At 67.0% G+C, this 11,860-nt stretch carries 9 protein-coding genes; 4 read left to right on the forward strand and 5 right to left on the reverse strand.

The features are described from left to right. Positions 1-14: 14 nt before the first annotated feature. The 3 genes from MXD95_RS29060 to MXD95_RS25965 all read right to left on the reverse strand — a co-directional run bounded on the left by MXD95_RS29060 (position 15) and on the right by MXD95_RS25965 (position 3,481). Positions 15-1,565, reverse strand: a complete 1,551-nt coding sequence (locus MXD95_RS29060; protein ID WP_250643357.1) for a DUF2786 domain-containing protein — start codon at positions 1,563-1,565, stop codon at positions 15-17. A 196-nt stretch (positions 1,566-1,761) separates the two neighbouring features. After that, entirely contained in the window at positions 1,762-2,952 is a 1,191-nt protein-coding gene (locus MXD95_RS25960) for a hypothetical protein (protein WP_250643358.1), read from the reverse strand. Continuing rightward, on the reverse strand, positions 2,945-3,481 hold the full coding sequence (locus MXD95_RS25965) for a DUF4365 domain-containing protein (protein ID WP_250643359.1): 537 nt from the start codon (positions 3,479-3,481) through the stop codon (positions 2,945-2,947). The genes MXD95_RS25960 and MXD95_RS25965 overlap by 8 nt, the downstream gene beginning before the upstream one ends. A 370-nt stretch (positions 3,482-3,851) precedes the next feature. On the opposite strand from MXD95_RS25965, the gene MXD95_RS25970 reads away from it, so the two are divergent. After that, a complete protein-coding gene (locus MXD95_RS25970) occupies positions 3,852-5,678 on the forward strand; it encodes a DUF262 domain-containing protein (protein WP_250643360.1) in 1,827 nt (608 codons plus the stop codon). A 23-nt stretch (positions 5,679-5,701) separates the two neighbouring features. Further along, on the forward strand, positions 5,702-6,808 hold the full coding sequence (locus MXD95_RS25975) for a CBS domain-containing protein (RefSeq protein ID WP_250643361.1): 1,107 nt from the start codon (positions 5,702-5,704) through the stop codon (positions 6,806-6,808). Positions 6,809-6,943: 135 nt separating this feature from the next. Here MXD95_RS25975 and MXD95_RS25980 read toward each other — a convergent pair whose 3' ends face one another. After that, positions 6,944-7,939, reverse strand: coding sequence for a hypothetical protein (locus MXD95_RS25980; protein ID WP_250643362.1), 996 nt, complete (start codon positions 7,937-7,939; stop codon positions 6,944-6,946). A 416-nt stretch (positions 7,940-8,355) separates the two neighbouring features. On the opposite strand from MXD95_RS25980, the gene MXD95_RS25985 reads away from it, so the two are divergent. Beyond that, entirely contained in the window at positions 8,356-8,547 is a 192-nt protein-coding gene (locus tag MXD95_RS25985; protein ID WP_250643363.1) for a hypothetical protein, read from the forward strand. Between the two features lie 14 nt (positions 8,548-8,561). Here the strand turns inward: MXD95_RS25985 and MXD95_RS25990 are convergent, their stop codons facing one another. After that, entirely contained in the window at positions 8,562-10,088 is a 1,527-nt protein-coding gene (locus tag MXD95_RS25990; RefSeq protein WP_250643364.1) for a serine/threonine-protein kinase, read from the reverse strand. Positions 10,089-10,111: 23 nt separating this feature from the next. On the opposite strand from MXD95_RS25990, the gene MXD95_RS25995 reads away from it, so the two are divergent. Beyond that, entirely contained in the window at positions 10,112-10,618 is a 507-nt protein-coding gene (locus MXD95_RS25995) for a hypothetical protein (RefSeq protein ID WP_250643365.1), read from the forward strand. The last annotated feature ends 1,242 nt before the right edge of the window (positions 10,619-11,860 follow it).

The following is an 11,860-nucleotide window of genomic DNA, read 5'->3' on the forward strand; positions in this document are numbered from 1 at the left end:
TTCGGCGCTTCAGCTCAACCTCGGCCGGGACGGTCGGCGGTGACCTCTTCGCGGGCGTGCAGGGCAGCAAGGTCGGCGGCGGCGCGGCCGGACGCCCATCCTTGCGCATTACTCGCCCGCACGGCGTGGGAGACGAGCGTCGGGAACATCGTCTCGGTGGCCGCGCGGACGGAGTCGGTCCGGGCGGCGAGCACCGGCAGCAGGCTCCGCCCACCCTGCTCGGCCACGGCGGCGGCCTGCGCCTGCGCGGACGCCTCGCCGAGCCGCTCACCGATCCGCGCGGCGAACGAGGCGAGAAACGACTGCCGGAACGAGCGGGTCCGGGAACGCCCGGCGCCGTCCTGGTGGGATCCGGCCCGCATCATCGCCGTCGTCGCCTGCACCAGCAGCGACGTGTACAGCAGCTCGACGGCGTCCAGGTCGGGTTCGAACCCGACCACGGTGACGTGGCCGAGGTTCTTCGACCACACCGCGCGGCACCGGTTCGCCCCGGCCACCACATCGAGCAGGCTGGCCTTGCTCACCTCGTAGGGGCTGTCGATGCCGACCCGGCGCCCGGACGGCTGCGCCCGGGTGCCCCGCCCGGCGGCGAGCAGAGCCTCGTCGATGCTGTGCCGGGCCATGAGCTGCTGCGCCTTGGCGGTCAACGCCTCGGCTTCCTCGACGAACTCGGTGGACTCCGCCTTCGCCAGCAGCCCGCGAACCCGATCCAGCATGCGCGCCTCGGTGCGCCGACCTCCGGAGTCGCCCGCACCGGCGGTGGAGCCGTCACCACCGGCGTCACCGCCGGCGTCACCACCGGCGTTGCCGTGACCGCCGCTGGGACCGAAGCCGCCGGCGGTACCCGCGCCCTCGGCGCGGCGGGCGGTGCCCGGCGGGGGGCACAGAACCTCGACCTTCGGCAGCGTCGCCAGCATGGCGAGCACGGTGAGCGCGTCCTCGAGGAGCACCAGCCGGCTGGTGCCGTCCCGCTGGCCGACCGCGTCCAGCCACTGTTCGTCCGGATTCCACCACACGGTCGCCTCAATGCTGCGCAGCTGGGCCAGCCAGCGCTCGTCCACGGTGGCGGTGGCATACCGACGCATCTGGGCGGCGATGGCGGCGACCAGCAGCCGTGCCTCCCGCTGACCCGCCCGCCGAACGGCAAGCCGATGCAGGTCCGCCGGCTGCCAGCCATGCTGCCACAGATGGGTGAGGGCACTGTCGAACCTGTCGGCCAGCGCGCGGCTGACCGCTCGCCGTCCCGCCGCCCCGCCCGGCACGCCGATCAGGGCCGCGACGCCGGCGTCCAGCGCCTGGCTGTTCCCGTCGAGGGCGGCGCGCAGCCCCACCGTGACCAGATGCCCGGCCAGCTCGGGCAGCGACTCCCGCAGCCCGCGCTCACGATCGAACAGCCCGGTCGACCAAGGTGACCCGGCTGACCCGGCCGGCCCGAACGGTTCCTGGGCCGACGTCGGGTCGGGCTGAGCGCCGGGACGGGCCGCGTCCCGGGCGGCCTGCGCCCGGGTGCGCCGTTCCCGGGACTGCTCCTTGGCTCGGCGCCGCTCCCGGCTGCGACTACCCACGTGCACCTCCTGCGAGCGGGGACTTCTGCGGGTCCACTATCCCGCGACGACCACGCTCTCTCGCCCCCGTGCACCCGCCGGTCCGACCGGTGCATCCGTCGGGGAGCCGCCGCGGCTGCCCGGCTGCCCGGCTGCCCGGCTGCCCGGCTGCCCCATGCTCACCCGCCGCCGCCCCGGCTGAGCAGCCGACGGGCGGTTACCGCACGACAAAGCTCCGCACCGGATTCATGGTCAGCACGGGACCTGACTGGAGATCGCCGCGCACCTCGACAATTCGTCGCTCGCCATAGGCGGCGTGCGCCAGATCGTGATGCTCGTCGTTCAACACGAGCCGAATCTGACGACTTCTTCTCGATCTTCCCTGGCCCACGGTGGCGACCATGGTCACGGTGTCGCCGGTGCGGTTGTCTCGCTGTAGGCGGATGATCGGCCCAACCAGGGTCACGTCAGGCTCCGGGCTACGGGCCCGCAGTGACGAGGCCGCCGTCGCGAAGACCGGGAAGACATTCGATGGAAAGGCAATGGTGGCCGGCCTGCCCAGGGGCGGCGTGCGCGAATACGCCCAGCGGACGGTGAGGTCGACGCCGGTATTCCGCTCGAGGGCGCCTTCTCCGCCGCCGATGCCGGCCAGGGCCTCCAGGAAGTTCGCCGACACCCCCCGGGACACGAGATCGTCAAACGCCGCCACGTCGGCCTCTCCGTCGACGATCCTGGCAGCCAAGGAAACCGCCGCGCTGGCAGCGTCGATGGTCCGCGTGGTGACAGCCCGCGGGAAGGGGGACACCGGCAGCACGAACAGCCCGTCCGATTCGACCTGGCCGCCTGATTCGACCAGGCTGCCCGCGAGCGCGAGAACCTCGGCCACCGCCCAGTCCGGCGGCACCGTCGTCTCGAGCGCGACCACGAAGCTGCCCGGCTCGGTGGCCAACCGCACCTCACGGACGAACTCCGTGGCGCGGGCGGGTTTACGGGAGCCGAGCACAGCCCGTGGCGCGTCGATACTCGTCGCCGCGGCCAAGAGCAGATCCTTCGACGCGGCGATCAGCCCGAGGGCGTCGTCGATCGGGGCGGTTCCGGATCGGGTGCGCGGAAGCGTGCGGATCTTCAGGACGTCGGACCCGGCGGACCGCACATCGCGAAGGATCTCCGCGGGGCGCCGGTTCTGGACCGCCCCCAGGACCGCGAAGACCTCGCCGAGGCGCCGTGCCAGGTCACTGCGATCCGGGCTGAGCGGAAGTACGATCTCCCAGCGGCGTCCGCCGTCGTCGAGCGCCCACAGGATCTCGTCACCGGCGACCCCGACCGGATTCCAGCCGCGTCCGTGGAGGTACATGGCGATCCGCTCGGGAGACCGCCCGAGGTCGCGAAGCTCACCAGGATCAGGCATGGCGGCTCCACCCGATCGGCCGGAACCGTCTGGAGTAGTCGCGCTCCGCCCTGCGCATGAAATCATCGACAACGGCCGGAACCAGGCGATCGGTCAGCGCTGCCTTCACCCGGACCCTGCTCCTGTTCTCCGTCCTTGGGAAACCCAGCAGATCGACGAAGAAAACCGCGTCCCGGAAGATACTGTAATGCTGTGAATGATCGTGCCAGTCATCCGGATTCTGGCCCGGCACGGTCACCAGGGCCAGGTATCTCCTGGTGGGCCCATCCGCCCGCAGGCAGTTGTAGTGGGCCACCTCGAGATCGTAGACGAGCTTGCCGCCGGCGAGGGTCGGATTGCGGATTGTCTTGACCTGGAACTCGACGTTCGGTGGCCGCGGCGAGTCCCCGTCGTGCTGCGTGCGAGAGACAACCAGGTCCACGCCGTCGCCAGTGTCATCCGGCTTGCTGCACGTGTACCCGGCCGACGTCACAATCAGCTGGACGAGGTGCTCGCCATACCGCCCCTGCCGTTGGTCAAGGTCAAGCACTGGCTCCCCGGCACCTCCTTCGGTCCGCCGGCTTCCGGGTTCGGGCCGACCCTCCCGACCGGGCCGGCCACGCGCGACCGCAGGGGCCGCAGAGGCCGGACAATCACCCACATCCTGCCACCCGTCCGGACCTACCGGGCACTCTTTGCAACCATCGCTGGCCTCGCGGTGCGCAGGACATCGACGGTCGACACCGTCCCGTGCTCGCGTCGGCCTACGAGTGGCGGCGCCGCTGGCGGGTGTGGGTGAGCCGACGGCGATCGCCTGCCGACCGGTCGCCACGCTGGACGGTGGGGTCGGTAGAGTGCGTGAATCGTCGCAGAGTGTGGCACACGTGGCGATCAAGGATCAATTGTGATGGGGGCTCGAGGTGGCGCTGGACGGACTCAGGCTTGGTGACCTGCTCAGGTCCGTGCAGGCAGGGAAAATTCAGCTTCCCGACTTTCAGCGGCCGTGGAAGTGGGATGACGATCGGATACGTTCGCTCCTCGCCACCGTGACGCTCGACTACCCTCTCGGGGTCATCATGACCCTGGAGACCGGCGGTGAGGCGCGGTTCAAGGCTCGCCCGCTGGCGGGGACAGCGCCTGCCGCGGACCTCGCCCCGGAACAGCTTCTCCTCGATGGGCAGCAGCGGCTGACCTCCCTCTACCAGGCGCTGCTGTCACCGGATCCCGTCCAGACCGAGGACGCCCGTCACAACAAGTTCTCGCGGTGGTACTACATCGACATCGCCAAGGCGGTCGACGAGTCCACCGACCGTGAGGACGCCATCCTCTCCGTTCCTGAGGACCGCCTGCTCCGCACCGACTTCGCCCGCCGCGTCGCGGTGGATCTGACGAGTCGGCAGAAGGAGTGCGAGGCGGGCCTGTTTCCGCTCAACCTGACCCTGGACAGGAGGGAGGTCGGCGCCTGGCAGCGAATCTACGTCCAGTCGGACGGTAGCCGCTGGGACATCTGGCCGCTGTTCCAGAGCCAGGTCCTCGAACGCACCGCCAACTTCATCGTGCCGCAGATCCGCCTTCCCAAGGAGACCCACAAGGAGGCCGTCTGCGCGGTGTTCGAGAAGGTGAACACCGGCGGCGTCGTGCTGACCGTCTTCGAACTCCTGACCGCCACCTACGCCGGAGACCAGGAGTACTCTGCAGCGCACGGCGCGGACTTCAGTCTGGCGGACGACTGGGCCAGGACGCTGGCAGCGCTCAGTGCCCGGTATCCGGTTCTCGAAGGGCTGGAGAACACCGACTTCCTCCAGGCTCTTTCTCTGGTCGTCACCTATCACCGTCGCCATCGGTACACGGCGGACCGCCCTGGTACATCGACGGCGCCAGCGATCGGATGCAAGCGGAAGGATCTACTTGACCTTCCGTTGCAGGACTACCTGACCAGCGCACCGGCGGTCGCCGAGGCGCTCGAGTGGGCGGGAGCCTTCCTGAACGACCAGTGCGTCTTTCGCCGGGAGGACCTGCCGTACCGCACGCAACTCGTCCCACTGGCCGCGATCCGGGTCATCCTGGGTGCCCGCGCCGACGGGGCGGACGCCAGAGCCAAGATCGCCAGATGGTACTGGTGCGGTGTGCTCGGCGAGCTCTACAGCGGAACGATCGAGAGCCGCTTCCCACGCGATCTCGAACAGGTCGTGAGGTGGATCGATGACGGGGACGAGCCGGACACGGTCACCGAGGCGAACTTTCAGGAACAGCGGCTGCGCACACTCGCGACCCGTAACAGCGCCGCTTACAAGGGCATCTTCGCCCTGCTCCTCAAGCAGGGTTGCTACGACTGGTACCGAACTGGCGAGCCGATCAATGCCGATATTCTCCTCGGCGAGTCCGTCGAATTTCACCTCGTCTTTCCCAAGGGGTGGTTCGAGCGGTTCCACCGCAGGGACTCGCGCATGAGCAGCGTGGTCAACAAGACACCGCTGTCATTCCGGGCGAACAGGACGATCGGCACCCGCTCACCGGCCACGTACCTGGAGATGTTCGCCCGTGAGTCCGGCGCCCTGACGGACTGGGTCGACGACCTGGTCAGCACCCACCGCATCGATCCGAAAACGCTGCGGGCCGCCGACTTCGACGCCTTCTACCGGGACCGGACCAACCAGCTGCTGACACTGGTGGAGCGTGCCATGGGTAAGCGGGCCGCTCGGGAGATCCTTTCTGCCGATGCTCGGCAGTCCGACGACCCGGCCTGAACCGGACGGGACGAATACCTACGATGATCGACCAATCGGCGCTACGGGCGTTGCGGGACACCGAGTTGACGATCCGCGCCCTCCTGGATCTGTGGGGCTACCGGGTCCGTGACGCCGGCTCGGTGGCGCGGATTCGGTTCGACCTTGAACGGGTCGGCCTCCTGACGGACCCGCCGTTCGACGTCGGCCCGATGGACACCACGGTGCGAGTCGTTCCCTTCGCCTCGCCAGGGGCGGAATCCGCGGACCCGGGCGCCTCCGGCGGAGCCCGCGGAGCCCGCAGAGCCCGCGGAGCCGGGCGGGAGGAAGAGGCAGGCGGCCGACAGGAGGGGAAAGGGCAGGCGGGGCAGGAATCCACCGCGGAATCCGATGGCGAGATGCCGCAGGACGACGCCGCGGAGGAACTTCCAGCGGCGGCCATGCGTGTCGATGACCTGTCGTCCGCACGGGGCCCCGTCGTGTGCGTCCGCCCTGGCGACTCGGTCACCTATGCCACGACCCAGATGATGAAGCTCGACTACTCCCAGATACCGGTGCTCGAGGGTGATTCTTCCCTGTATGGCGTGGTGACCTGGCAGTCGGTCGCCCGCATGTACGCGAACCAGACCGAGAAGACGCTGGCAAACGCCATGGACCCACCGGCCGCGGTCACTGTCGTCCACACCGGGGACAACCTGCTGACCACCTTGCCAATCATCGCCGCGTGCGACTACGTCCTCGTCCGGAACCAGCACGGCCACATCTGCGGAATTGTGACCACCGCCGATATCGCTGTGCAGTTCGGAAATGTCGCCAGGCCGTTCTTCGTGATCGGTGAGATCGAGCGTCGACTCCGCAGCTTCCTCACTCCGGTCTTCGACCGCGATCCGGCCGTCAGGAAGGCCACGAGAAAGAAGACCGACCGGGTCAGCGGGATGATGTTCGGCGACTACGTGGAGCTCCTGAAAGATCCGGCGAACTGGCAGCGGCTCGGCTGGCCCTTCGTCGACCGAGATCTGTTCATCGAGCTGCTTGACGGAGTCCGAATGGTGCGTAACGCGGTCGCGCATTTCAGGCCGATGACCCTGACCGCCACCGAGAACCAGCAGGTGGACCAGCTCCTGCTCATGCTGAAGAGCATCGGCCCGTGAGCCAGACGTCCTCGGCCCGAGGACCCATGTCCTCGGTTCCCGGCCCGCCTGCTGCGCCTGACGCCTCCAGAAGCTCGCGGCACACCACGGCTTCGGCGAGCCGTCGATGGTCAGGGTCGCCCTTTCGGAGAAATATCATGCCGCATCAATTCTCATGCGAAATGTGTGTGCACGGTGCCAGGAAAAATAGGGTTCGCGAGTCGGCGACCACCAGTTGCAGGTCCTGTTGACGTAGTGTGTTTCCGCGTAGTCATCCAGCGGGGGAATTTCACGAACATCAGCGGGTACAAGAAGGTGCCCGTCGGCTCCCACTCCGACGAAGCCATGTTCGTATAGGCTGTCACATCCGAGAAGGCACGCAAGCATTCCTACGTTAGCGAGATCCCGTTTTTCATCCTCCATGCAGGCCGCCCTCTTCTTGATGTGGGCGGCTACCAGCAGCTTGGCTGGAAATTCGCGACCGCAAAGTGCACAGCGATTCCCTCCCCGGGCCAGGAGGAGACGCTTGAGTTGTCCTTGCTCGACACGCTGGGCCCGCATCGAATTTCGGTCGAGTGGACCATCAAAGGAGGGCTCCGACACACTGATAAATCTTTCTTCGATCTCGTAGTCATCGGCCGTCGACACGTCCAGACCCCAGAGTTCGGCCAGATAGTCGGCGTGCCGATCAGTAATGATATGTGCCTGCTGGAGCACCGCACTTGACTTCCAGCCAATCACTGATGATATTTCGGTAAACGAAATCCGAACTCGCCGAAGATCGCCAATCGCATACATGTGCTCCCAGGTTAGGTCGTTTTTATCTTCACCCCAAAGCCGACGCGCCAGCCCCGCATTTCGAAACCGATATGCGATCGTTCCACCTGATATCAGAGCTCGGTCGCTATAGAAGAAGACGGCGTCGCCAACATGGAACGAGCCGATCTTCTTTCGATTACTTCCGTTCTTCCCGGGAGTCAGTCCCCACATAGGCGCTGCTTCGCCGGGAAAAATCTCCTTCAAGTCCTCGCGATCTTCAGCGGACAGAAGATCTTCATGTTCAGCGAAGTTCACGGGGTTCAGAATCGTGCGTTCGTAGCGGCCCCTGACCGCCTTTGTACCCTGAGCTGCCGGTTGCAGCAGAATCCGCATGCACGACTCCGAGATGGTGGCAGATGGACCACCCAATCATTGCAAATATGTAACGAAAAATACCAATAAAATGACAAATCGTCATAAGGAGTACGAATCGCACGGGAGGCACGTGAAACCCTGCGTCTGTCTCTAAGCAAGCAGGCGGTCTGTTCGACGCGATCGGCACCCGCCAGGGATCCGTGGCGAAGCTCCGCGGCAGCCGCCGGGGAGGAGTGATATGGCCAGATTCTACCGGTGCGGGCCAGCGGTCCCAAGACGATTCCAGGGCGCCGTGCCCCTTCGCGGCCAGTCCGCACCGCCGCACGGGACCCGGCTGCGTTCCTGACCAAGCGGTCGTGTGACCATGGTAGCCAAGTGACCGTTAGATAACCAGAAATTACCAAGTAGTACCCGAACGACGCGAAGGGGACGCAGTGTCACATTCTGACATGTTCCACTCGAGTGGTGACGGTGAGCCCGAGGACGACGCTGCGCCATCCGTGTCCGCCGGGACAGCCAAGCCCGACGGGACAGCCGGGACGGCCCGCGGCGAGGCGGCAGCCGTGTCCCGGCCGCTGGCCCTGGCGCAGGCCGCGAAACCACTCCTCGACTCCGAGACCGCATGATCGCATGACCGCTCTCAGTTCACTCCGCAGAATCGATGCGGCGCCGAGCCGCTCGCCTTCAGGTCCAGGGTGCCCTGCGCCTTGCCCAGGAATCCACCGCCGGGCTTGGCGATGTGGGTGGCCGCCAGATCCTTGAGCGGCCCGCTGGTGAACCGGACCTCGCCGATCACGTTCGCATCGTCGTTGCCCGACACCGCCGTAATCGTGTACTGGCCGGGCTGATCGGCCCAACGGTAGGCGCTGGCGGTCCGCTCGACGACCAGGATCCCGACCAACTCGGTGGACAGCCTCAACGGGGACGTTGCCATCACCAGCCGGCACCGCCAATCCCCGTCGATCATGGCCTTGCCGGCCAGCACGTCGGGGTTGGTGGGCACGACCGGGGCCAGGCTGCTCGGCGCGGTCGCCACCGGCGCCCGACCGTTGGGGTCACCTCCAAGCACGACATAGCAGCCGACACCGAGCAGCACGATGGCCAGGGCAACGGCCAGCAGGCCGATCCAGCTCTGCCGCAACCAGGCCAACCGGTCCGCCGGCGGGGGCTCGTTCTCCTGTGGGCCCACCGACCGGTCGGTGGGTTCGAGCTCAGGTGCAGCGAGCGGGCCGGCAGCAGATCGCGGCCGTGGCGGCAATGGTGGTGGGAGCTCGTGTAGGCGGCGGATGTCCGCGGCCAGGTGCAGCGGCAGACCGGTCGGCTCGGTCCAGCCGGGCCCGTAAACACCAGTGGCGGCCCGAGCGAGATCGACTGCGAACGCGACCGCGTCCACCGGGCGGTCGGCAGGATCCTTCGCCAGCGCACGCAGCACCACAGCCGCGATCGGAGTAGGAACCTTTTCCAGCGGCGGCGGCGGGTCGAGGAGGTGCTGGCGCCACAGGGCCTGCACCGGCTGCTGCGGATCGAACGGCGCTACCCCAGCCAGCAGCCGATACAACACCACCCCCAGCGCATACAGATCCGTGGCCGGGCTCAACCGGCCACCCTCAATCTGCTCGGGCGCCATATACATCGGAGTGCCGGCCAGACCACTGGCCGTCGCGGCGGACCCTTCGAACAGTTTTGCGATCCCGAAGTCGGTGACCTTCACCGTGCCGTCGGCGGCGAACAGAATGTTGTCGCCCTTGATATCGCGGTGCAACACCCCACGGCCGTGGGCATGTTCCAACGCTGCTGCCACCGCCAGCCCGACCGCGCACGCCTGCGCCGGATCGAGACTGTCCCGGCGGCGGGTCAGCGTGCCGCCATCGAGAAGCTCCATCACCAGCAGACACAGACCTTCAGCCTCGACATATTCGAAGATCCGCACGACATGCGAATGATCGAAACCGGCTAGGATTCTCGCCTCGACGGCGAAGTCGACCGTCAAGCCCTCTGGGCCTTCCGCTTCCATTACTTTGATCGCTACCGGGCGGCGTAGCTGGCGATGTCGCCCCGCTACGACCAGCCCGAACCGCCCCGACCCCAACCGCTGCCCGATCTGATAGGCGGCCAGGGCCCTCTCGATCCGCTCCCGATCAACGATCATCAGCCGGTCGAGCAGCACCCCGCTCCGGTCCCCCTACCGTCATGACACAGAGCGTATCGTTACATAGCGCAGAAACCGGCACCCACCCCGCCAGCGTCCATGGCCCGGAACCGACGCCAGGATCAGTCGCCTCCGCCGCGCAGTCCCCCGGAGCCCGGTGGCGACGCCGGCAGGCCAGTCGCGAGAGTGTCTTCGATCCGCCGGCGTTCGCTGCGCTCAAGCCCTGGCCGCACCTGCGCCAATTAGCCGCCCTTGGCTTCGCGGACGCCCGCGACTGGAGCAACCGAGCCGGCCAGACGCCCGCGGCAACGAACTCCCCCGCGCTGGTGAGCTGGCACCTGATCAGTGAGGTCGTAGCCGCCACCATGAGCGATCATCATCTCGCCCCGGACCAGATTCACGGGAAGCTCATTGTTCTGAACGTCACAGGCGACTGGTCACATCGCCCGAGGCCCGGCATCGCCCTGTGCTCGCTATCAGTCGCCCGCGATCCAGACGCCGTCAGCGCATTGCTGCGTGACACGCTTGCTCCGGGCGACCATCAGTAGCGGCACCTTTTCTCCGACGGCCCAGGCGGCGCCGACCCGCCCTGTCACGCCGCTTCGCGAGCAGACTACCGACTCCGCCCCTCAGCGGGACGCCCAACGTTCGACGCAGACCCGTCTACCTGCACCAACCGAACAGTCAGACTGACCTACATCCATCCTGCGCCTGCAGCCGTCAGTGTGCATTGTCATAGATGATTGACAGCGAAGCTCCCTGCTGCGGAGACATACAAGAATCGATCGGTCAGACCTTAACGCTGCCGGCCACCGTGGTGGCCCAGGCCCAGCGCCTGAGCGGTGGCAGTACCACGCCGGGCGGAGTAACCACACAGAACGCCGTGTCGGGAACCTGCGGGAGCTCGTATATTTATCTGTACGAGCGCTCGGATGGTACACCGGTGCGAATGGTGACCGGATTCAATCTGAGCGGGGGCCGGCGGGCCATCTCGTACAGCTGGGGCGCGGAGATCATCGGACCGAGTGGATCCGGGTACCAGTATGAATACGGCGCCAGCGGATCCCTCGCGTTCCGGACCAGCTGGCAGGGCAGTCACAATAGCGGCAGAGCATACGCCCGCGGGGATTATTTCGCTTACGTCTTCAATTACTCCTACGCCCTGCTCGACAATGGTTCAATCTGCACCTCCGAGGAGCCGTCCCAGGAGACATTCCTATAGCAGGGTCTCGCCACGCGCCGACGGTCGCCTCGGCGAATAGCGCCGACCACGGGTCGTCACCGCAGGACAAAGCTCCGGATCGGATTCAGGACCGGTGTGCCCATTTTCATGGATCCTGGCAGATCACTACCGTTGGCCAACATGCCTCCGGGCGACGTCTGGGGGCTGCGTAGCAGTGGCGGCGGGCGCTACCCGGCGGTGGCGGCCATCTTGCCGGAAACGGAGGGTGGACGCGGCGACGGACGAGGCGAGCAAGGAGGCGACGCGGTGTCGTGGGCAGGCAGGCCGAGCTCGGTACCGGAACGAGTGGGCGCGTGTCGGCCGACCACTCCCACCATGTGAAGGGGGCCGACGATCCGCACGTCGCCAGCGAAGCGTTGGACGGCTGGGTACGGGAGTGCTCCGAGCCGCCGACTCTTCTCGAGGTTGCGGGTGCACACTTCTACTTCGACGAGGACCCGGCGGTCTCCCCGGCCTGTTCCGCGCGATCTGCGGACCGGGCGACGTGCGCGGTGCACCGGGAACCGGCGGCCAGCACGTGGAACTGATCTGACGTCGAACAACCCCA

This window comes from Frankia sp. AiPa1 (genome assembly GCF_023243075.1).
Classification (GTDB): domain Bacteria; phylum Actinomycetota; class Actinomycetes; order Frankiales; family Frankiaceae; genus Frankia.